Source organism: Priestia sp. YIM B13551 (genome assembly GCF_042787905.1).
Taxonomy (GTDB): Bacteria; Bacillota; Bacilli; order Bacillales; family Bacillaceae_H; genus Priestia.
The window spans coordinates 827,705-848,098 of the sequence record NZ_JBHZOX010000002.1 but is presented as its reverse complement, the minus strand read 5'-3'; the positions used below and the strand labels follow the sequence as shown (position 1 = coordinate 848,098).

23 protein-coding genes are annotated in these 20,394 nt (G+C 39.9%); 15 read left to right on the top strand and 8 right to left on the bottom strand.

The features are described 5' to 3' along the window. Window positions 1-88 precede the first annotated feature (88 nt). From ACFX4N_RS13980 to ACFX4N_RS13970, 3 genes are all read right to left on the bottom strand, one after another. On the bottom strand, window positions 89-643 hold the full coding sequence (locus ACFX4N_RS13980; protein ID WP_013058568.1) for an HPP family protein: 555 nt from the start codon (window positions 641-643) through the stop codon (window positions 89-91). A 113-nt stretch (window positions 644-756) separates the two neighbouring features. Beyond that, window positions 757-1,356, bottom strand: coding sequence for a CGNR zinc finger domain-containing protein (locus tag ACFX4N_RS13975; protein WP_057274142.1), 600 nt, complete (start codon window positions 1,354-1,356; stop codon window positions 757-759). Between the two features lie 15 nt (window positions 1,357-1,371). Next, entirely contained in the window at window positions 1,372-1,740 is a 369-nt protein-coding gene (locus tag ACFX4N_RS13970) for a winged helix-turn-helix transcriptional regulator (protein WP_057273846.1), read from the bottom strand. A 242-nt stretch (window positions 1,741-1,982) separates the two neighbouring features. On the opposite strand from ACFX4N_RS13970, the gene ACFX4N_RS13965 reads away from it, so the two are divergent. From ACFX4N_RS13965 to helD, 3 genes are all read left to right on the top strand, one after another. Beyond that, a complete protein-coding gene (locus ACFX4N_RS13965) occupies window positions 1,983-2,498 on the top strand; it encodes an enoyl-CoA hydratase/isomerase family protein (protein ID WP_028411017.1) in 516 nt (171 codons plus the stop codon). Window positions 2,499-2,637: 139 nt separating this feature from the next. Beyond that, the gene (locus tag ACFX4N_RS13960; RefSeq protein WP_016765178.1) at window positions 2,638-2,763 is read left to right on the top strand and encodes a hypothetical protein; all 126 of its coding nucleotides are present in this window, start codon (window positions 2,638-2,640) and stop codon (window positions 2,761-2,763) included. Between the two features lie 244 nt (window positions 2,764-3,007). Next, on the top strand, window positions 3,008-5,326 hold the full coding sequence (gene helD / locus ACFX4N_RS13955; protein ID WP_057273845.1) for an RNA polymerase recycling motor HelD: 2,319 nt from the start codon (window positions 3,008-3,010) through the stop codon (window positions 5,324-5,326). A 28-nt stretch (window positions 5,327-5,354) separates the two neighbouring features. Here helD and comJ read toward each other — a convergent pair whose 3' ends face one another. Together comJ and ACFX4N_RS13945 are read right to left on the bottom strand one after the other, a co-directional pair. Then, the gene (comJ, locus tag ACFX4N_RS13950; RefSeq protein WP_013058563.1) at window positions 5,355-5,762 is read right to left on the bottom strand and encodes a competence protein ComJ; all 408 of its coding nucleotides are present in this window, start codon (window positions 5,760-5,762) and stop codon (window positions 5,355-5,357) included. Between the two features lie 35 nt (window positions 5,763-5,797). Then, entirely contained in the window at window positions 5,798-6,172 is a 375-nt protein-coding gene (locus tag ACFX4N_RS13945) for a NucA/NucB deoxyribonuclease domain-containing protein (protein WP_228540951.1), read from the bottom strand. Window positions 6,173-6,464: 292 nt separating this feature from the next. On the opposite strand from ACFX4N_RS13945, the gene ACFX4N_RS13940 reads away from it, so the two are divergent. Continuing rightward, window positions 6,465-6,725, top strand: coding sequence for a metal-sensitive transcriptional regulator (locus ACFX4N_RS13940; protein ID WP_013058561.1), 261 nt, complete (start codon window positions 6,465-6,467; stop codon window positions 6,723-6,725). 155 nt (window positions 6,726-6,880) lie between these two features. Continuing rightward, window positions 6,881-8,830, top strand: coding sequence for an FUSC family protein (locus ACFX4N_RS13935; protein WP_057273843.1), 1,950 nt, complete (start codon window positions 6,881-6,883; stop codon window positions 8,828-8,830). A gap of 35 nt (window positions 8,831-8,865) precedes the next feature. On the opposite strand, the gene ACFX4N_RS13930 is transcribed toward ACFX4N_RS13935, so the two are convergent. Further along, window positions 8,866-9,684, bottom strand: coding sequence for a squalene/phytoene synthase family protein (locus ACFX4N_RS13930; RefSeq protein WP_029323747.1), 819 nt, complete (start codon window positions 9,682-9,684; stop codon window positions 8,866-8,868). Between the two features lie 325 nt (window positions 9,685-10,009). On the opposite strand from ACFX4N_RS13930, the gene ACFX4N_RS13925 reads away from it, so the two are divergent. From ACFX4N_RS13925 to ACFX4N_RS13900, 6 genes are all read left to right on the top strand, one after another. Continuing rightward, window positions 10,010-10,681, top strand: coding sequence for a response regulator transcription factor (locus ACFX4N_RS13925; protein ID WP_013058558.1), 672 nt, complete (start codon window positions 10,010-10,012; stop codon window positions 10,679-10,681). Window position 10,682: 1 nt separating this feature from the next. Beyond that, window positions 10,683-11,717, top strand: a complete 1,035-nt coding sequence (locus ACFX4N_RS13920; RefSeq protein ID WP_057273842.1) for a sensor histidine kinase — start codon at window positions 10,683-10,685, stop codon at window positions 11,715-11,717. 87 nt (window positions 11,718-11,804) lie between these two features. Further along, a complete protein-coding gene (locus ACFX4N_RS13915; protein ID WP_057273841.1) occupies window positions 11,805-12,161 on the top strand; it encodes a DUF1093 domain-containing protein in 357 nt (118 codons plus the stop codon). Further along, window positions 12,158-12,925: an ABC transporter ATP-binding protein gene (locus ACFX4N_RS13910; RefSeq protein WP_013058555.1), complete on the top strand. Its 768-nt coding sequence runs from the start codon at window positions 12,158-12,160 to the stop codon at window positions 12,923-12,925. The genes ACFX4N_RS13915 and ACFX4N_RS13910 overlap by 4 nt, the downstream gene beginning before the upstream one ends. Next, a complete protein-coding gene (locus ACFX4N_RS13905) occupies window positions 12,912-14,822 on the top strand; it encodes an ABC transporter permease (RefSeq protein ID WP_057273840.1) in 1,911 nt (636 codons plus the stop codon). The genes ACFX4N_RS13910 and ACFX4N_RS13905 overlap by 14 nt, the downstream gene beginning before the upstream one ends. A 127-nt stretch (window positions 14,823-14,949) precedes the next feature. Continuing rightward, entirely contained in the window at window positions 14,950-15,882 is a 933-nt protein-coding gene (locus ACFX4N_RS13900) for a patatin-like phospholipase family protein (RefSeq protein ID WP_013058553.1), read from the top strand. A gap of 11 nt (window positions 15,883-15,893) precedes the next feature. Here ACFX4N_RS13900 and ACFX4N_RS13895 read toward each other — a convergent pair whose 3' ends face one another. Beyond that, window positions 15,894-16,259: a DUF3221 domain-containing protein gene (locus tag ACFX4N_RS13895; protein WP_013058552.1), complete on the bottom strand. Its 366-nt coding sequence runs from the start codon at window positions 16,257-16,259 to the stop codon at window positions 15,894-15,896. A 174-nt stretch (window positions 16,260-16,433) separates the two neighbouring features. Between ACFX4N_RS13895 and ACFX4N_RS13890 the strand changes: the two genes are divergently transcribed. The 3 genes from ACFX4N_RS13890 (at window position 16,434) to ACFX4N_RS13880 (ending at window position 18,070) form a co-directional block, all read left to right on the top strand. Beyond that, on the top strand, window positions 16,434-17,042 hold the full coding sequence (locus ACFX4N_RS13890) for a hypothetical protein (RefSeq protein ID WP_055990595.1): 609 nt from the start codon (window positions 16,434-16,436) through the stop codon (window positions 17,040-17,042). Between the two features lie 136 nt (window positions 17,043-17,178). Beyond that, on the top strand, window positions 17,179-17,439 hold the full coding sequence (locus ACFX4N_RS13885) for a hypothetical protein (RefSeq protein WP_013058550.1): 261 nt from the start codon (window positions 17,179-17,181) through the stop codon (window positions 17,437-17,439). A gap of 292 nt (window positions 17,440-17,731) precedes the next feature. Further along, the gene (locus ACFX4N_RS13880) at window positions 17,732-18,070 is read left to right on the top strand and encodes a hypothetical protein (protein ID WP_013058549.1); all 339 of its coding nucleotides are present in this window, start codon (window positions 17,732-17,734) and stop codon (window positions 18,068-18,070) included. Between the two features lie 43 nt (window positions 18,071-18,113). Here ACFX4N_RS13880 and ACFX4N_RS13875 read toward each other — a convergent pair whose 3' ends face one another. Next, window positions 18,114-18,587, bottom strand: a complete 474-nt coding sequence (locus tag ACFX4N_RS13875; protein WP_013058548.1) for a YtxH domain-containing protein — start codon at window positions 18,585-18,587, stop codon at window positions 18,114-18,116. A 328-nt stretch (window positions 18,588-18,915) separates the two neighbouring features. Between ACFX4N_RS13875 and ACFX4N_RS13870 the strand changes: the two genes are divergently transcribed. After that, window positions 18,916-20,391 carry a glycoside hydrolase family 32 protein gene (locus ACFX4N_RS13870; RefSeq protein ID WP_057273839.1) on the top strand — a complete coding sequence of 492 codons (1,476 nt, stop codon included), beginning with the start codon at window positions 18,916-18,918 and terminating at the stop codon, window positions 20,389-20,391. Window positions 20,392-20,394 lie beyond the last annotated feature (3 nt).

Genomic DNA, 20,394 nt, shown 5'->3' with positions numbered 1-20,394 from the left:
TTTCACTGACCTGTGGGAAGTCTTTTTTTATGTAGATTCACTCTAGAGACTATTCTTATAAACTTTTAAATTCTTATCAGCAAATTTCTTATATCCAGTAGGTAGGATACGACCTGTTACTTCGTACGTTATTTATAAGAAGGGCAACGATTACAATTACAATCGATCCTATTAAAACGGGATTGATAATATAATTCCAAGAAGAAGCGCCTAAGATCACAACAATGGGGTCTGCTCCTGCGGGTGGGTGAGTTGTTTTTGTAAGCATCATAAAGAAAATGGCTAGGCCGACTCCTGTTCCTAAAGTGTAAGGGTTATTACCGAATAAATGATAGATGGTTAACCCCACCAAAGTCGCTACTAAATGCCCTCCAATAATATTTCTGGGCTGCGATAGAGGAGCGTTCCAAAGGCCAAATGCTAATACACAGCTGGCTCCAAAAGGGGCCATAAGCCAAGGGCTTGATGTAAGCTGAGTCAGTATAGCTAGAAGTAAAATACTAACCGTTCCACCGACTAAGCCTGTAACTGCATCTTTTACGTCAATTTTTAAAGGGCTTCTCGCGGTTGTTATCATTTTAGAAAAATATGATTGCGTGTATGAAATGTCTTCCTTTGCCGACGCTTTAGGTGAACTATTCATCTTTATATAAAACCTCCTTTATTTTTCAATCATTTTACCTCTTTGTAAATTAACCTGTCAATAATGATTTTAATGGTTAGTTTTTGTGAGGTAAAAAAAGCTTGAATTCATGATTAGAATTCAAGCTTTATTTCACCCCTATCCTTTTTATCTTGAAAACGCGCCGCTTTTTGCCTGTTCCCGCAGATTTTCATCGAGCACCATTTACGTCTTCCAGTTGTATCAATAAATAACAATACACAGTCAGGGTTGCTACATCTTCTTATTTTGTTTAGTTGGCCTTCACTGATTAACTGCAAAGCATCTAATGATAGTAAGGAAAAGAGTTTATTTACGATGCTCCCGATTGGGATTTGTACTAATTGCTGTGCATGAACTTTAAAAACATAAGGAGCTTTTTCAATATTTCTTTCTAAAGATAATATCCACTTATTATCAATGGCATTTCCATCTGCTATTGATTCAAAGTTGTTTCTTAAACACAATCGAAAATCATATATAAGATGTAACACTTCCGTTAATTCACTTTGGGACATAGTCAATATTGTTTTATCAAGAGAAGGGATCTCTTCACACATTATATGAAGCCAGTCTAACAAATCTTGGTCTTCACTTAGTAACTCGTGACGACGGCCATGACTGACGACTTCAGTATTTACTAAATTGAGCGAAAGAAAAGGGGAGATTAAAGGGAATTTTTTTCTTTTATTCATATCGTTTCTCATTCCTTACTCTTTTTCTGCTTGAATTCTCGCTTCAGCAATTTTATCGGTATGATTATATCCCCATTTAAACATCAGCTCGATAATAGGGATGAGCGTTTCTCCAAAGGATGTCAAATAATATTCTACTTTAGGCGGAACTTGTTTATAGACTTCGCGGTGGATAATTCCGTCGCGCTCGAGTTCGCGAAGCTGCAGTGTGAGCATTCGCTGCGTCACACCAGGAATGAGTCTGCGCAGTTCATTAAAGCGGCGGCGTTCCTTCGATAATTGATATAAAATGACGCTTTTCCATTTGCCGCCGACTACATCAACGGCTGCTTCCACAGGGCAAGAATAGCCGTGAGGCTCCCATTTTGTTAAGTCGTATTTCATAGTGATTACTCCTTTTATCAGTGAGTTCAGCTGCATTTGTGCTGTTTATACTATAGCACGTCTTATTTGATAAAAACATGGAAATGATTCATGGAATTATTGACGGAAAATTAAAAAATTAATGGAAATAATTATGAGTTTGTTGTATGATGAAACTATGAAAATAACTTTTCTATTAAAAAGCGAAATATTTTGAAAGCGCTTTATTTATAAAGAACGACAGGGGAAAGGGCGGAGGAATGATGAAAAGATTTATCAAAGTAGAAAAAAGAAATCATGTGGCGGTTGTACGAATGAATCAGTCAATGCTTAATCGTTTGAACAGTGAAGTCATGTATGAGCTGCAAGAAACGATGAATGAGCTGCAGCACGATGCGTCGGTTGGATCTATTGTATTTATGGGAGAGTACTATAAGATGAACGGAGATCATAGAACAACTTCTTTCCTACGTGAAGAAACAGGAAGGCTTTATCAGCCGATTCATGCAGTAGCAGCTCGAGCGATTTTTCAGCGTATTTCATGCAGCTCCAAACAAACGATTGCGCTTCTTACAAACTTTACGTTTGGCGGAGGATATGAGTTAGCTTTAGCATGCGATGTACGAATTGCGGAAGAACCTGTGCAGCTAAAGTTAACAAACGGCATGACTGTTAGTGCGCAAGAAGCGTGCAACATGGGCAAAGTGCAGCACGTTGTGCAAAAAGGAAAAGGATTAGAATATTCACTTGCGCTGAACGCATTAGAAAAGGAAGCTTAAAAAACGCTTTCACTTTATTTTTATAAAGTGAAAGCGTTTTTATTTTGCTTTGTTGATAAAAAGGTATTGAAAATTCTGAAAAAAGGAGTAGAATGATAACAAATCTACTTATTTTAAATAAGCAAAGGAGCTGGTATCAATGCCATTCATTTTTAAAGAAGCGGTAGTCGGATTGTTTACAGCGGCAGCAGCAGGTTTACTGGCGTTTCAAGGGGTAGAAGTGGTGTCAGCCATCATTCATCTGCTAACTTTTTGGAAACAGTAATAGCTAATAAGTAGAGGAACGACTTATAAAGATAAGGGGCTTGAGATTTTCTCAGCCCTTTTTGTTGTGGAGTTCATTATTTTTCAGTATACTAACGGTGGAAATTAAGACATAATATGGTTACATAGCAGGGATTTACGAATTCAGTAGGGAAGTATGTAGACTCTGAAAAAAATAAACAACGATCGCTTTTACCCGGTAACAAGTTCTGTTATCGGGTAACGTGTGTAAGGGGTGTGGATAAGTGAAAGACAAAAATTTAACAGAAGAACAGCAGCGAGTTGATTGGGTAGTAGAAGAAATCAGCCAAAAAGCTGAAAAAATAGGCAAAAGCGTAGGAAATGTAAAAGGCGAAATTGTCGATTTGCGAAGCACGTTTTGGGACGATGTCACGGTTAATATGGATGAGCCGGATGATGTGATTGAGACATTTACGAGTATTAAGCAGCAGGCAGAACTTTTAGCTGAACGTGAAATTACCCATAGACAAGCGTATGATCAATTAAAAACATTAAAAAAACTAACGCAATCCCCTTATTTTGGACGTTTTGATTTTATAGAAAATGGCGAAAAAGAAGCGGAAGCTATTTATGTGGGCGTGGGCTCTTTAATGGATCAAAAAGATGAAGAGTTTTTAATTTATGATTGGCGTGCGCCTATTTCGAGTCTTTATTATGATTATTCACCGGGAAAAGCGCAGTACGAAACGCCAGGTGAAGCGATTAAAGGCGAGATGAAGCTAAAGCGTCAGTTTATTATCGAAAATAGCGTAATTAAAAGCATGTTTGATACAGGAATTACCATTCGAGACGAGCTGCTTCAAGAAGTGCTCGGACACAATGCAAGCAGTCAAATGAAAAGTATTGTAGCGACTATTCAAAAAGAACAAAACCAAATTATTCGAAATGAAAAAAATAAAGTGCTGATCGTTCAAGGGGTAGCAGGGAGCGGTAAAACGTCTGCAGCTCTTCAGCGCGTGGCTTATCTTCTCTATCATCACCGAAAGCAGCTGACTGCAGAAAACATGATGCTGTTTTCACCAAATCCGCTTTTTAACAGCTACGTCTCAACTGTTCTTCCGGAGCTTGGAGAAGACAATATGAAACAAACAACGTTTCAGCAATATGCCGATGGCCGGTTAGGAAACGAGTTTGAAGTGGAGGACTTGTTCGTGCAAATCGAATATTTGCTAACGGAAAAAGATGTTGCGGCAAAAAAGCAAAAAATGCAGGAAATTCGCTACAAGGCAAGCTGTGAATTTAAAAAGCAGGTAGATGCGTATATTGAAGAACTGTCTACTAAAGACATCATTTTTAAAAACATTAAGTTTCGCGGCGAAATCGTGTTATCTGCTCGGCGTCTGCTGTCTTATTTCTATTCGCTTGATAAGGGAATTTCCATACCTAACAGGATGCAGCTCGTTGCGGAATGGGCGCTTAAACTCATTAATCAGCTTGAAAAACTTGAGCGCAAAAAAGATTGGGTTCAAGAAGAAATTCAGCTTTTAGAAAAAGAAGATTATGTAGAGGCCTATCAGCACCTGCAGAAAAAGGAAGGCTACACGGAAAGTTCATTTGACGACTTTGACCGGGAACAAGCGTATTTAGCCAAAGCGGTTGTAGCTAAAAAAATGAAATTTATTAAGCAAGCCATCAAACAGCTTAAATTTATCGACATTCGCCGTATCTATATGCAGCTGTTTGAAAGAAATCACCTTTTTTCCCACGTAGAGGGATGGGAAGACACTGCTAAAAACACGGTGCAAAGAGTCATGAACATGAAGCTGTCTTATGAAGACGTAACGCCTTACTTATATATAAAAGATCAAATTGAAGGGCGTAAAACCAACCCTGTCATTCGCTATTTGTTTATTGATGAAGCACAGGACTATTCACCGTTTCAGCTGGCGTTTTTAAAAGAGCTGTTTCCGCATGCCAGAATGACGCTGCTTGGAGACTTGAATCAAGCGATCTATGCGCACGCCTTGAACGCACCGACCATTCTTTCAAGCGAACTGTACGAAGAGAAAGAAGCAGAAACGCTGACTCTTACGAGAAGCTACCGATCAACACGTCAAATTGTCGAATTTTCAAGGGATATGGTAGCAAACGGTCATTTAATCGAGCCGTTTAATCGAGACGGAGCGAAACCGACCGTAACGGCTACAGGCGACGTGCAAAAGCTGCATGAGGCAATTATACACAAAATTAATGAATTGAAGGAGCAAAACTATAAAACGATTGCTGTTATTGCCAAAACAGCTGAGGAAAGTCGTCAGGCATTCCAAGCGCTGCCTGAAGCGATGTCTGCAAGGCTGCTGACAAAAGAAACAAGTTCATTTGAAAAAGGCATGCTTGTTCTGCCAGCTTACTTAGCAAAAGGAATTGAATTTGATGCCGTCATCATTTACAATGCATCGAGTGAATGTTACCAAGATGAATACGAGCGAAATTTATTTTATACAGCATGTACAAGAGCGATGCATGAGCTGCACTTGTTCTCGCTTGGTGAAATCAGCCCGTTTATATCAAATAAAGAAACTTATGAATACCAAAGTCAATAAAAGAAGGCAGCCAGTAGGCTGCCTTCTTTTATTGACTTTCAAAATGCAGCAAATACTTCACCAAATAAAGGCCTGAGTTTGTTTTTTCTTGAAGAGGAATGGTCAGGCATGTGACGTAATAATACCCGTTTGGAATATCATAGCTTAAGGTTTCAGATAGGACGCTTTTGATTTCAATCCCATCGCTTTCGACGTGAAAAGGAAGGCGAGTGGTCTTTTCAGCCTGTGATACGTCTAGAGTTTCGTTTACCCACACTTCAATAATGGCTTTTGTGTTCGATACGGCTTCAAATGAAATAGCTTTATCGTCTGCGACATATCCTTTTTGAATATCTTCATCACTCCAGTCGTGATGGGGCTTTGGCTGTCCTTTTTGAAACAGCGTAAACTGATGATAAGACATGGTTAGCTCTTGTTCTTTCCATTTTGTTTTCATGATTTCACCTCTTCAAAGTAAAGCTTGTTCTGCTATTATTGAACGATAAATTGTACGCGTGTACCATCTGGATACTGTTCTAACTGATTTCCAACCCATGAGCCGGCTCCGCGGTTATCAGAAGGTGAAATATAGCGAATGTCAGCTCCTGCTCCGCCTTCTTCGCACATAGCCATTGGCCATTCATCACGGTCATAGCCTGTTTTTGTCGGATATCCTTTCAGCGATTCTTCCCGGTTCGCTTCAGCACCGTCGCGATCAACTGTGCAAACGGAAGAGTGCCCAGCGGCAATCGCGTCACGAATATGATCACCCGTTTCAGGATATCGGTCTAACGGAAAATAAAGCGTTGCATCGTAGTTTACTTCAGCTGCCGTTTTTTCAGGAGCTAAAAAAGCTGCATGTCCCATAAACCCTAAAACACATGCCATGATAATGAATAGACTTGCCATTAATTTTTTCCCGTATGTAGCCATTTCAAACCTCCAGTATAAGTCGTTTTTACAGCTTAACTATACTCTCAGATTGCTAAGTTTAGATTACAGGACAATAAATACAGTGTAAACAAGTATTAACATTTATGTTAAACTTCCTTTACTTGACATCATACCCTAATAGGTATAAAGTTGTGTATACATTTACTTCATGCGTACAGCTTAAAAGCAAGAAACGCAATCATGCACGAGCGGAGGTAGTAGTATGATGGAATATGATAAGCAAGTTAAAAATCGTTTAAAACGAATTGAAGGTCAGTTAAAAGGCGTCTTAAATATGATGGAACAAGGAAAAGACTGCCGTGACATTGTGACACAGCTCTCAGCAGCTAGAAGCGCAATTGATCGCACAATGGGTGTTATTGTCAGCACCAATCTTGAACAATGCGTAAGAGAAAGCATTGAAAAAGGCGAGAATACCGAAAACTTAGTAAAAGAAGCAGTAGAGCTGTTAGTAAAAAGCAGATGAGACATTCGTTTCATCTGCTTTTTGTTTTAGTATAGGCTGCTTATAAGGATAAAAACGGCTGTTCCTAAACACAATACGGATAGGAACAGCCGTTTTTTAGGTTTATCACGCTTTAAGAACAGGAAAGATATATGGAGAGAAAGGAGGAGGTCAAGGTGAGTGATGACAAAAAGTCACCAACATATAATCATACGGAAATTCATCATAAAATTGAGGCTTCTCCAAAAGCGCCGGGAATCAAAGCTGCTTTTCGCTTTAACCACGCTTCTTCTCCGTGGGTAAGAGGAATCAGCTCAGGCTTGTCTTCAAGCCTGCCGATTTTGATAGGAATTTTGTTTGATCATTTGCAGTACGGACTCATTGCAAGCATTGGCGGCTTTACATATCTATATACAAAAGATGAGCCTTACGCGCAGCGTGCCGTTAAGTTATTTTTAGCTTTGCTTGGCGTTACGCTCTGTTTTACACTCGGCTCATTATTTGCTGACGTAGCTTGGATGAAAACTATTTTATTTGGTGTTATTGGAGCTGTATCGGTTTATGTTTTCGGAGCCTTAAAAATTCCAGGACCTTCTGCCATGTTTTTTGTCCTTTCATTTGCTGTGAGTACGAGCATTCCAGCGCCAAATATGCAGGCTGTTTTTTTGCACGCAGGACTCGTTTTTTTAGGAGGGACACTATCTTGGTGTATTAGCATGAGCGGCTGGCTTATTAACCCGCGCGGACCTGAAACTGCCGCTGTGGCGAAAGCGTACAGGCAGCTAGCTTCGTTTGTCGGGTCTCTTGGTACGGAATCGTTTCACGCCGAGCAGCATAAAACGGTTGTCGAGCTTCGGGCAGCGGAAACAGCGATGAAACAAGCGAAAATTAATCGAAAAAAATCATCGTTTGCGCATCGTCTGTTTTTATTAAATCAAAAAGCCGAAGGGCTGTTTATCTTTGTGATGGCCGCTGCGAACGATTTTAATCCAGCTGTTTCTAAAAAAGCACAGGCAGTGATTGAAACGTTCGCATCCGAAATGGCCACGTTAAAAAAACATAAAAAAATTCGAGACGTTCGAGAAGAAATTGAAGAGCTGTCCATCAAAGAAGAGCTGCGTACATTGCTATTGGATGTAAATGACGTTCTTCAAATGAAAGAATTAAAAGAAACGGAGTATATTCAGTTTTCACAAGGCAGCGTAAAAACACGGTTAAAAGCTGCTTTTCACAAACGTTCGTATGTGCTTAAAAACGCTTTGCGCTACGGAATTATTATGATTGTTGCCGCAGCGGTTGCCTACACGACAAATATTCCAAGGTCTTACTGGATTCCGCTTACGTGCGCAGGAGTGATGCTTGGAGCAACCGTTCGTGCAACGGTTCAGCGAGGTATTCAGCGCTCTGTCGGAACCATTTTAGGTATTTTAATTGGAACCGGGATTCTAATGCTTGAACCAACGGGAATCGTCATTGCGCTCATTGTCTTTGTGCTTCAGTCGACGATTGAAATTGTAATTGTCAAAAACTACGCGCTCGGCACGCTCTTTATCACACCGAATGCTCTTTTAATTGCTGAAAGCGGTCATCCTGATAAAGCGATTAGCTACTTTACGTCTGCTCGAGTGATTGATATTGTCATTGGTTCTATTATTGGAGTGGTCGGCACGGTATTAATTTTCAAACGAGCTTCTTCACTTCGTTTGCCATATTTGCTTGGAGATGTGATACGAAAAGAAGGACAGTTTTTAGAAATGCTAAGCACCGAACAAGATGAAGAAAGAATTAAACGAGAAAGAAATAAGCTTCAAGGAGAACTCGTTAATCTTCGGGCGCTGTACGATAATGTGATTGGAGAATATTCTAAAACGGCCGTCAAGCTAGAAGGGTTGTGGCCTGCAGTTGTCGCTACACAGCAGTTAGGTTATATGCTTCTTGCGTCATTTGAAGGATATGAGCTTTCAGAAACGGAAAAACGAGAGCTTCAAGAAACATTTGCTCAGCTAGCTGCAGCAGCTGAGCAAAAACGAGCGCCAAAGCTTTCAAGTGTTCCGACCCTGAAACACTACCCTATTATTCAAGGAGAACTCGTCGCTTTATATGAAAGTCTTCAGGTAGAAATATAAAAAACACGGAACCCAGGGGCTCCGTGTTTTTGTTTTTACATATCCACAACTTCATTTACCGTTTTATTTACATCGTCACGCGTCATTTTTTCTTTTCCTTTCATCAAGGCGTTTAATGTTCCATCAGCAAGCGCTAACGGAATTTTACAGAAATGAAGGATCGGAAGCGATTTGACATCTTCTAAATATTTCTTTCCTAGTGAAAGATTGCGGCGAGCGTAGGCAAACATATCTTCTCTGCTCCAATTGTTAGGAAAGAAGCTGACTCCGCGCTCTGAATCTTCCGAGGTATTACGCAGGATATTAACAGACTGCAAGCCGCGTCCAAACGCAATGGCTAATTCTTTGTCTGTTTCCGTGCCGTCATACCATTTCCAAATGTCATTAAGCATCACACCTACTAGACCAGCTACGTAGAACGTATAGTCATCTAAATCCGCTTCATTTTCAATATGCCAGTCTTTTTCTACCCAATCGGCCATTCCTTTGGCCATAATAGAAGTTGCATCTAATACTTGATCTGCAACTCCAGTCGGACAAAGCGCAATCCAGTTGCCGAGCTGAAGCGTTACGTCAGGTAAATCAGCTTGATAAGGACCTACTAATGCCATGTACTCGTCTTCGTTAAAAGACTTTTTTAACAGGTCACTAATGGCGTAAAGCAAGCGGCTTTTTACACCGGCTTCTAGCTCAGGGTGATCTTCAATTTCATCAATTGCCCTCATACATAAGTAAGCAGATCCTACTGCATCCTGCAATTCTGCTGGCAAGTGGCTAATTGGAATAAAAAATGTTCGGCTTGTCTCTTTTAACATCACCATTGCGTTGTCGCGTAATTTGTTGGGTACACTCATTGATAACTAGCTCCTTTTTACATATCCACATGTCAAATTAGTTTAAGTTTTCATCTTATATACTATAGTAACAAAAAATGAGCATTTAATGGAGTTTAAAGATTACTTATTAACGATATTGTCATTATTTTGTAGTATTTGAACAGAGAAACTTGTAACATATACAAGTTTACACTACGATAATACTCGTTCACTCTTCGTTTTACAGAAATAAATGGTTTATTTTTAAGAAAATTGCTGTCATGCTAATGAATTAGGTGAGCTTTTAAGAGAGTATTCAACAGTGGGTTATACATAATATATAGGACAATACAGAGGTGAATGTATGAAAATTTTAATTGTAGAAGACGATGATAAAATATATGAATTAGTAAAAGAGAAATTTGAACAGTGGTCATTTGAAGTGGCTGGAGTAGAAGACTTTCAAAAGGTAATGGAAGTATTTATTGCAGAAAGCCCAGAGCTTGTTATTTTAGACGTGAATTTGCCTGTATATGACGGGTTTTACTGGTGTCAGCAAATACGTACAGTTTCAAAAACTCCTATCGTCTTTCTTTCCTCTCGTGAACATCCAATGGATATTGTTATGGCAATGAATGTTGGGGCAGATGACTATATTCAAAAGCCGTTTAACTTGGATGTTCTTGTTGCTAAAGTGCAGGCGCTTCTGCGCAGAACGTATTCATATGGAGACACGATTTCAGACGTTATCGATTGGAACGGCGCGGTGCTAGACTTAAAAAAAGGAAGTTTGCATTACAACGATCAAGAAATTCATTTAACGAAAAATGAATTTTTTATTTTACGGCTTCTTTTGGAAGAACGAGGAAAGATTGTATCGCGAGAAGAGCTTATGCGAAGGTTATGGGAAGATGAGAAATTTGTAAGTGACAATACGCTTTCTGTCAACATCACACGCATTCGCACCAAGCTGGAAGACATCGGGCTGAATGATAAAATTGTGACCAAAAAAGGCCAAGGATATTTGGTGAATTAAGATGTGGAAAAGTTTTTTAAGAGAAAGGCTAAGCTGGATTTTATTTGTTCTTATATGGCTGAGTGTAATCGATGCTCTGCTGCTGCTTGAGTATGATATTAAGATATCGTCCACTTCGTTTTGGTATTTGAATCTTTTAACGCTGTGTCTACTGATTCTGTTTCTTTTATGGAGAGGAATAAAAGAAAGAAGATTTCTAAAAAAGTTAAGCTTAATGCTGCGGCATGATGCGTACGATTTACAAGAAATGCATTCATACGTTAGAACGAAAGCAGATGAAGATATGCTGAGTCTGCTACAGCATATAGATCGTGTGTATCGCAGACAAACTCATGCTCTTCACGTACAGCAGCGAGAGCAGCAGGAATATGTAACGACTTGGGTTCATGAGATCAAGACGCCGCTTACTGCGATGAAGCTGCTTATTAATGCTCATCGTACAGAGCTTTATAAATGGCCTTGGCTAAAGGATATTGAAGATGAGTGGATGAAAATTGACGGATTAGTAGATCAGAATTTATATTCTGCACGCCTGCAGTACTTAGAAAAAGATTATCAGGTGCAGGCAGTGTCGCTAAGTGAACTTGTTTTTCCAAACGTTGCGTACTTCTCAAAATGGTGTATTGAAAAGAAACTGCATATTGATGAAAAAAATCTAGACATACTGGTGCACACTGACCCAAAGTGGATGCAGTTTGTTGTGAGGCAAGTGCTGTCTAACTCCATTAAATATAGCCCTCTAGAAGGAAAGCTTTCTTTTTTTAGTGAAGAAACGCCAAAGTACGTAAAGTTATTTATCGCTGATCAAGGGAAAGGGATTCCAACTCAAGATCTTCCCCGGGTTTTTGAAAAAGGATTCACAGGAAATGCGGGAAGAAAAACGAAGGGAGCTACGGGGCTAGGACTGTATTTTTCAAAAAAAATTACAGATGCTCTTGGCCATCAAATAGAGGTGAATTCATTTTTACACGAAGGAACCACGGTGATTCTGACCTTCTACAAACCGAATTCTTTTGATAACCTTTCAAAAATGTAAGATTGCACGCTGAGATTGACATCTGCTTCAAACGAATCTTTCCTTGTTTCAAAGTAAGATAGAGCTATACACAAGGAGGGAACGTACATGAAGCGAAAGTGGATTAGCCTCTTAGCTCTGCTTTTTGTTGTAGGAGCAGGTATAGGAGGAATAAAGATTTATCAAAAAGCCGCAACGGAGCATCAATACGGGATTATCCCAAAAGAAGCAAAAAAAGTGGCTGAGTATGGACGAGTTCAATATACAATTTCAGTGATAAACGAAAAAGGACAAACAACGTTTCAAACATTTACAACGATTAAACAGTTAAAAGAAGGAACGGTTATTGACCTTTTCGTTCGAGGTAATGAAGTTCGGAAATATGACATTATAACAAAAAATGAGCTGCCGCAGCGAGTGAAAAGCGTTTGGCCTACAAAAGAACGAAAGGAGGAGGAAAAGTGAGCATTGTTCTTGAAGGAAAAAATGTAACCAAAACGTTTGGATCAAGAGGAAATGTATACGAAGCGCTAAAAGGAATTGATTTTACAATCGAAGAAGGAGAGTTTGTCGGTATTATGGGACCATCTGGAGCGGGAAAAACGACGCTGATGAACATTCTTTCAACGATTGACCGTCCAACCGATGGCGAGGTATGGATTCAAGGGGAAAACGTGGCGCTCATGAAAGATAAGAAGCTGTCTGCTTTCAGACGCAATCATTTAGGGTTTATTTTTCAAGATTATAATTTATTGGATACGTTAACGGTAAAAGAAAATATTCTTCTGCCGCTTACGGTTACAAAAATGTCTAAGAAAGAGATGGAAGCGAAGCTTAAAGACACCGCAATGCGACTAGGCATCTATGAGCTGGCGGATAAGTACCCGTATGAGATTTCTGGCGGACAAAAACAGCGCGTTGCAGCAGCGAGAGCAATGATTACGAATCCAGCCGTTATTTTCGCCGATGAACCTACCGGAGCTCTTGATTCCAAAGCTGCTTCAAGCCTGCTTGAAAAGCTGTCGCAACTAAATCAAGAAGACCGTGCCACGATTATTATGGTGACGCATGATCCGCTGGCTTCAAGCTACTGCAGCCGCGTGCTGTTTATTAAAGACGGACAAATTTATACGGAGCTGTTTAAAGGCGAACAAACGAGACAAGCATTTTTTAAACGAATTATGAACATTCAAGGCGCATTAGGCGGTGAAGGCTATGACCGTATTTGATCTTGTTAAAAAGAATATGCGCAAAAATATTAGCCGGTACAGCCTTTATTTCTTTTCAATGATTTTTAGCATTATTGTGTACTATGTGTTTGCTACACTTCAGTACGACCAATCGATTTCAAAGGTTATTGGAGAAGAGCTGAGGCTGCAGGGCATTTTTAATGCTTCAAACTACGTTCTGCTTACCTTTATTGTTGTCTTTATTTGGTACACAAACTCATTTTTTATCAGGCAGCGTAAGAGAGAGCTCGGGCTGTATCATTTAGTCGGCATTGAAAAACGTACGATTGGAAAAATGATTTTCTATGAGAATATGCTGCTGGGGATTTCTTCTCTGGTGGTCGGTATTTTACTAGGTACCGTGTTTTCAAGGCTGTTTGTGCTGTTTTTACTAAAGCTTATGGGACTGTCGCTTTCTATTACGCTCACATTTTCTCTTCAAGCGGTTTTACAAACAGCCGTAGTGTTTTTAATTGTTACCATTTTTATATCGTTTCAAGGCTATTTTATTATGTACCGCTATACGCTATTAGATCTGTTTCAAGCAGAAAGCAAAAGTGAACGCGTAAATAAAATGAATTCAAAGCGATCAATTGTAGTGGGAGGACTTGGTATCTTACTCGTTGGCTACGGGTACTACCTTTCATCAGGAAACATTGTGACGCCTAAGTTTTTTCTAATTGTAGCCGTTGTACTGTTCTCGGTCATTTTCGGTACATTTTTACTTTTTAAAGCCACAATTGAGTGGCTGATGGGACTTTACCGAGAGCATGCAAGCGGATATTATTCGTTTGCAAATATGCTAAGTGTTTCTACTATGATGTATCGAATTAAAGCAAATGCACGAGTGTTAACCCTAATTACGATCTTGTCGGCTACTACACTTGTAGCAGTTGGTGTGACGTATTCCTCGTACTATAACACAAAAGCCGACGCCAGAAGCATGCAGCCTTATGACTATACGCTGCACAGCAAAAAAGCAGCGCAAGAATTTATGGATGTACTGGATGCGCTAGATATCCAATCAAATCAGTATGTCTATCATATCGTGAAGCACTCTGCTGATTTATCGGATTTTCGATTTATTACATCTGGTTATTACGGAGATGGTGAGCGAATCAGTTTTTTAGATGAAGAAGAAGTGCGGAAAAACGGCGTTTCGGTTCCTTCGTTAAGTGCAAACGAAACCGTTGTTTTTGATTCGATGGCAAAAGGAAAAGTGTTTAAGCCTAGTACAGGTAAAACGGCAGTTGTGCAGCTGAACAAATCAGAACAGCTTGCTTTAAAAGTCGTTAAATCAGAACCTTCACTTATTCTTGACTCTGAAAGTGCCGGCTATCAGTTTGTAGTCAATCACGACACGTTTATCAAACTTTCAAAGGCTGGACAAAAGCAAGCGGTGTACGTGTTTAATACGGATGATGAAAACAAACAAAATGAACTTACTAAGAACTATCATCAAATCGCAAAAGTGGCTGGAGAAAGCCGTACTTCATACTATGATGTGTTTCAGGCAGGCTTAATGAGTAAAGGATTGTTTATTTTTATTGGAGGATTTTTAGGGCTCGTCTTTTTGATGGCAACGGGCAGTATTATTTATTTTAAGCAAATCTCAGAAGCTGAACAAGAGCGCAAAAGATTTGAAGTACTGCGTAAGCTTGGGTTTTCAGTGTCTCAAATGATGAGCGCCGTGCGAAAGCAGCAGCTGTTTACGTTTGGTTTGCCTTTAGTAATTGCCATCTTGCACAGTCTATTTGCGCTGAAGGTCATTACAAACTTAATCGGTGAAAGTCTGATAGTTCCTGTTTTAATAGCGGATGCAGTATACGGGATTATTTATTTTCTTTTCTACTGGCTGACAATGAATTACTATCGAATGGTAATAAAGCGACTGTAAAGAAAAGACTGTTTCGATAAATGAAACAGTCTTTTTTTGTTGGGAAAATAAAAGGTATGGAGTAGCGAAAACCTGAATATAAAAAAGGGTATATAAAAACTAGAAAGTTGCAGGGGAGGGGAAAGATGTGAAAGCAGATGCTGTATTTGAAGGGGGAGGCGTTCGAGGAATTGCATTCACGGGTGCGATTGAAGCGATGGAAGAAAGCAACGTAGAATGGCAGCGTCTAGCAGGTACGTCAGCAGGCTCGTTAATTGCGGCTCTTTTGGCGAGCGGCTATAAAAGTGGTGAAATTCGCAAGGAGCTTCAAAACATGGACTATGCCAAGTTTCGCGGGAAAACGATCATTAACCGAATTCCTCTGATTGGGAACTTAATTGAATTAATGATTCATTTAGGTTTTTATAAAAATGATTATTTGGAAAAATGGGTGTACGGTTTGCTACGTGAAAAAGGAATTGAAACGTTTGCGGATTTGCCGGCAGATAAGCTGAAAATTATTGCCTCAGACATTTCGAACGGACAGATGCTTGTGCTGCCTGACGACTTGCCTCGCTACGGAATGCAGCCAAGCGATATGAAGATTTCACAAGCCGTGATGATGAGTGCGTCCATTCCTTTTTTCTTTCGTCCCGTCATCTGGAAATCCAAAGGGTTCAAGAGGTCATACATTGTCGATGGAGCGCTTTTAAGCAATTTTCCGATTTGGCTGTTTGATACGGAGCATCCGCGTTTCCCGACGTTTGGTTTTCGATTTGTAAAAGAAGAAATTGATACAGCCGCTGTTATTCCGACGCCGGTCCATTTATTTAAAAGTATGTTTACAACGATGCTGCAAGCTCACGATTTGCGGTATTTGAACGCGGAGACAAAAGAACGAACGGTGCAAATTCCAACCGGTGTGATTACGGCAACGGATTTTGCCTTAAAGGAAGAAGAAATCGAATTTTTATATGAATCTGGTTATATATCAGCAAAGCGCTTTTTAGAAAAATGGGATTTTGAACAGCATAAAATGAATCGGACCGGACGTCAGCTGACACGAAGAAAGCTCCCGTAACAGGAGCTTTTCTACGGCTGTTTTAAAATGTGGACTTCAACAGCTTCGCCTTTTGCCGGAACGGAATACTGAACGCTTTTGTCTTTTTTAAGCCAAGCTTTAACGAGCTGTCCTTTTTTGTATGTTTGATTATCCGGAATTTTTACATAAATAGGCTGTACATCGCTAGAACCAAGTATTTCTTTTGTTGTATAGTCAAGCGCGGTATCTCGCGGAATGACGTTTGCAATAAGAATTTCATCCTGTTTCACTTCTAAAATGCGCCCTTGAACTAAATAGCCGGCCGGCTTTTTTGACTGCTCGGCATTATCAGAACAGCCGCTTAAACAAATAAAAAAGAGAAGAAAAAGTGCAGTTGATTGAACGGTAAACTTCATAAAATCTCCTTTCCGTTTCAACATGACTACCATTATAACGCGTTTGACCATTTCTTTTCCAGTTTTCGGAGAAAGCAAGAGGTAATCGTTGACGTTATTTCAGCACGCGTGATATGTTTTAACTCATAAATGCTATTTTTACTAGAAGTCACGCCTAGTACGGGAGGTCCTTATATGGATGTTACCTTTTTAACCAATGTTATTCGACATATATTGGAACGAGATAATTTTGTCATTGACTTTGAAGAATCAGATGAACAAAATATTCACTTTTGGCATCGAGACGAGCCGTTTCGCCTTTTTATTTCAGAACAAACGGAAAGCTATTTAGTATGGACCGTTTTTGAAAATGAAAAAGAACAGTGGAGCGGAAAAACATTTCTTCAAGAAGTGACGAATACGTGTAAAGACTGCAGTGAGCCAATCGCGCACTGGATTTATAAAGACGGAGGCAAAGCAGGTTATTGCGATCATTGTCTGAACACGTTTGGAAATGCGTATTTTACAAATGCTGATGATATCAAGCAAAACCTTCATTTAATTGACGGTTCTATTTGTTTTATTACCGATGAAACCGGAAGCGATTGGTGGATTGCATATGAAGGGTTCAAACGAGTAATTGCAAGATTAGAAGAAAATCCCGATCAGAAAGTAGAAATGTACAAGCCCGAATATCCGGTCTTTAAATGGGAAATACATTTTCTAACGGAAAACAATTCTGCTAGCTTTAAGTTCAAAGATGACTTTGCATCTGGAATTGTACCGAAGGGAAGAATACTCTAACATCCTTGTTATAAGGGTGTTTTTTCTTATAATGGGAAGTTTTTTTGAAAAAAATAATTAATTTAGGTTAAAAAGAAGGAATTAAAGGGTAAAGAGTAGAAAATATATCACTATAGGAAGAATGGGGGAAATAATTATGACAACTACAACAAATTTAACACTGGGGTACAAAATGTACACGATTGATTTTAGCCGTCCAACGCAGTCTAACGAGGCACTGCTTGATTTCTTTAAAGATGTGCAGCACAGACAGGGAAATAACGCAGAAAGCTTTTCTAAAACATTAATGGAAATCGAAGAAATCAAAACAAAATATGTAGATCACGAAATCGTACAGCTGGCTAAATCGCTTGAACAGCAAATAAGCCGCTCAAATGCAGAAAAACTTGAGGTCTGATAATCACCAGAAATGGTCGATTTATCAGACCTTTTTTATATTTTTATCGATGTAGCACTTTATACTTGGCTAAAGGGCAGCCAAGTATAAAGTGCTAGACCTATGCGGAAGTTGCCCTCCCTTGCGGGCTGCCAACTTCCGCATAGGTGAACCTTTTGGGGTGAAGTCAAGGGGACAGGATATCTGGTAGTATAGGTTTTTGGTCGAGGATAAAATTCTGTACATTTCAAAGGATGTTTGATTTCATCAAAAGTTGTAGATGAATAGACTATCAAGTCGTTGGAGGCGTTGTATGGTTGGAATTTGCAGCTGGAAGTGTGCAGTGAGTGGAATAAGTATTGCGAGTGTCTACAGTAAGCAGCCGTCGTGGCAGCGGGAGTGTTATTTGGTAACACCTGGTAAAGTTTATTATGAGTCGTGCTATCAAGGGTACGGAGAGTTTGCGGGAATGGATATTTTTTGTTTGATGAGAGAAAGCGGAGCGGAAAAAGAAGACAGTGAAGGGGTAGCAGCTTTTAAGCCTAAGATTGTGCTGGCGAAGTATTACAGCGGACAGCGTTATGAAGAACTGCCGGAATCAGAGCCGTGTCCGTACGGAGGCTATTTTTTTGAAGGGTGGAAGGAAGGATAGCGAATATGCATAAAAGCTGTAGAGATATCTCTACAGCTTGTTATTAACGTCTTGTTTCATCGACAGATTGTTCTAAGTCACTTACTTCTTGCGTAATTGTATTTAATTCTTCTTGCACCGCTTCAGCTTCAAGAACAGGATCTTGAACGATTTCTGTCGTTTCAAGCTCTTCTGCTGCAGCCGTTTCTGCAAGCGGCTGTTCTTTAGCAGTGCGCAGAGATTTCACTTTGTTGACAACTTGCGAAGACTGTTCGGAGACTTTTTGTGAAAGACGAGCCGTGCGCTGTTTGAGGTCTTGGCCTTTTGCATATACCGTTTCTTTCACTTGACCTGTTTTAGCAAGTGCTTGATTCGCTCCGTCTTGAATAGAAGCACGCAGCTCTTTTCCTGACTTTGGCGCTACTAGTAAAGCTGTTGTTACACCCACTACGCTGCCTACTAACGTGCCGACTAATAACTCTTTGCTTCCACCTTTTGTTTCTTTACCTACTGTTTCTTTTACGTTTTCTTTTGTCATGACATTTCCTCCTTTTATAATATGTAATATGAAGGGTTTACCATTTTGTTGAATACTTCCTGCAAAACGCAAATGATTCGCTAAAAAAATCTGCAAGTGCCGTCGGACGCTCGTACAGGCTGGTGAAATTTGATTGTATATAGTATTCAACCACCTGACAGAAAAACCTTCTTTTCTGCTATAAAAACAGAAAAAAACTTATCTATAAAATCCGACACAAGAAAACGACAACATTCGTTCTTTGGTAGCATTTTCACTTGAAATTTTATATCATAGAGTGCAAGGAGAATACGTTCTCTTTTTTTTAGATGCTGGAGGGATTGAAGAGATGGCTGAATCAAAGTACAGAACAATTTTAGAAGCAAAATCTGGAGAGTTAGAAGCATTAAAAGAGAAAGCAATCAAAGACAGCTGGCAGCCGATTTATCATATTCATCCACAGTACGGGCTGATGAATGATCCAAACGGATTGATTCAATTAAACGGTGAATATCACGTGTTTTATCAGTGGTATCCGTACGGTGCGATGCATGGAATGAAGCACTGGGCTCATGTGAAATCTACGGATTTAGTAACGTGGGAACGCCTTCCGGTTGCGTTAACGCCAACGGAAGAATATGAATCGCACGGCGCATACTCAGGCGGCGCGATTGAAAAAGATGGTCAAGGGCTGCTGTTTTATACGGGGAATGTAAAATACGAAGACGGCTCACGTTCAGCTAATCAATGTATCGCGATGCTAACCAGGGATGGAAGTGTGGAAAAATACACGCATAATCCAGCGGTACGAGGCGTTCCTGATGGGTATACAGGACATGTGCGCGATCCGAAAGTATGGAAAGAAAATGATACATATTATATGCTGCTAGGCGCTCAGCGTGAAAACGAAACGGGCGCATTAATTGTGTATGAATCAAGCGATGCGCTTCAGTGGTCATTTAAAGGCGAAGTTAAAACATCGCTTCCTGACTTTGGCTATATGTGGGAGTGCCCGGATTACTTTAAACTGGACGGAAAAGATGTGTTTGTCTTTTCACCGCAAGGAATCAAAGCGGATGGCCACGATTTTCATAATATTTATAATGTGATTTACGCGGTGGGAACATTCGATGTGGAAAGTTTAACGTTTGAAATGGAGTATTACCGTGAAATTGATAAAGGGTTTGACTTTTATGCACCGCAAACGTTCCAAGATGAAAGCGGACGTCGCTTGCTGTTTGCATGGATTGGAAACCCGGACGTTGACTACCCGTCAGACGAATACGGATGGGCCCATGCCTTAACGCTTCCTCGTGAGCTTGCGCTTGAAGGAAATGAACTTGTTCAAAAGCCTGTAGAAGAGTTAAATAAGCTTCGAGATCAAGCGGTTCATTTTAGAGGAACGCTAAAAAATGAAGAAGTGATCATTGATGAAGCAACAAACAATGCATATGAAATCAATATGACGTTCCGCGAGATAGCGGCCAAACAGTTTGGTTTAGAGCTGTTTAATAGTAAAGAAGAAGAGCTTCGCCTCGTGTTTGATACAGAAAAGCAAGAAGTGCGACTCGACCGCTCTTCATTCCACCATCAATATGCAACGGAATACGGTGTGGTTCGCTCTGAAAAATGGACAGCGTCAAACGAAGTCGATGTTCGCGTATTTGTCGACAAAAGCATCGTCGAAATTTATATAAACGGCGGCAAAATTGTCTTCACTTCCCGGGTATTCCCGAAAAAAGATTCCAAATCAGCTGTAAATGTATTTGCAGAAGGAGCTGTGGATTACCGTATTGATTATTACGGTATGTCGCGCGGTATTTAATAT

Excerpts from the sequence above, each read along its gene's own strand:
- ACFX4N_RS13915 (WP_057273841.1), top strand. The coding sequence starts at position 11,805 with ATGAAGCGAAAGTGGATTAGCCTCTTAGCTCTGCTTTTTGTTGTAGGA.
- ACFX4N_RS13980 (WP_013058568.1), bottom strand. The coding sequence starts at position 643 with ATGAATAGTTCACCTAAAGCGTCGGCAAAGGAAGACATTTCATACACG.
- ACFX4N_RS13975 (WP_057274142.1), bottom strand. The coding sequence starts at position 1,356 with ATGAATAAAAGAAAAAAATTCCCTTTAATCTCCCCTTTTCTTTCGCTC.
- ACFX4N_RS13880 (WP_013058549.1), top strand. The coding sequence starts at position 17,732 with ATGGTTGGAATTTGCAGCTGGAAGTGTGCAGTGAGTGGAATAAGTATT.
- ACFX4N_RS13870 (WP_057273839.1), top strand. The coding sequence starts at position 18,916 with ATGGCTGAATCAAAGTACAGAACAATTTTAGAAGCAAAATCTGGAGAG.
- ACFX4N_RS13970 (WP_057273846.1), bottom strand. The coding sequence starts at position 1,740 with ATGAAATACGACTTAACAAAATGGGAGCCTCACGGCTATTCTTGCCCT.
- ACFX4N_RS13945 (WP_228540951.1), bottom strand. The coding sequence starts at position 6,172 with ATGGGACATGCAGCTTTTTTAGCTCCTGAAAAAACGGCAGCTGAAGTA.
- ACFX4N_RS13875 (WP_013058548.1), bottom strand. The coding sequence starts at position 18,587 with ATGACAAAAGAAAACGTAAAAGAAACAGTAGGTAAAGAAACAAAAGGT.
- ACFX4N_RS13940 (WP_013058561.1), top strand. The coding sequence starts at position 6,465 with ATGGAATATGATAAGCAAGTTAAAAATCGTTTAAAACGAATTGAAGGT.
- ACFX4N_RS13890 (WP_055990595.1), top strand. The coding sequence starts at position 16,434 with ATGGATGTTACCTTTTTAACCAATGTTATTCGACATATATTGGAACGA.
- ACFX4N_RS13930 (WP_029323747.1), bottom strand. The coding sequence starts at position 9,684 with ATGAGTGTACCCAACAAATTACGCGACAACGCAATGGTGATGTTAAAA.
- ACFX4N_RS13925 (WP_013058558.1), top strand. The coding sequence starts at position 10,010 with ATGAAAATTTTAATTGTAGAAGACGATGATAAAATATATGAATTAGTA.
- ACFX4N_RS13920 (WP_057273842.1), top strand. The coding sequence starts at position 10,683 with ATGTGGAAAAGTTTTTTAAGAGAAAGGCTAAGCTGGATTTTATTTGTT.
- ACFX4N_RS13885 (WP_013058550.1), top strand. The coding sequence starts at position 17,179 with ATGACAACTACAACAAATTTAACACTGGGGTACAAAATGTACACGATT.
- ACFX4N_RS13905 (WP_057273840.1), top strand. The coding sequence starts at position 12,912 with ATGACCGTATTTGATCTTGTTAAAAAGAATATGCGCAAAAATATTAGC.
- comJ (WP_013058563.1), bottom strand. The coding sequence starts at position 5,762 with ATGAAAACAAAATGGAAAGAACAAGAGCTAACCATGTCTTATCATCAG.
- ACFX4N_RS13960 (WP_016765178.1), top strand. The coding sequence starts at position 2,638 with ATGCCATTCATTTTTAAAGAAGCGGTAGTCGGATTGTTTACAGCGGCA.
- ACFX4N_RS13965 (WP_028411017.1), top strand. The coding sequence starts at position 1,983 with ATGAAAAGATTTATCAAAGTAGAAAAAAGAAATCATGTGGCGGTTGTA.
- ACFX4N_RS13895 (WP_013058552.1), bottom strand. The coding sequence starts at position 16,259 with ATGAAGTTTACCGTTCAATCAACTGCACTTTTTCTTCTCTTTTTTATT.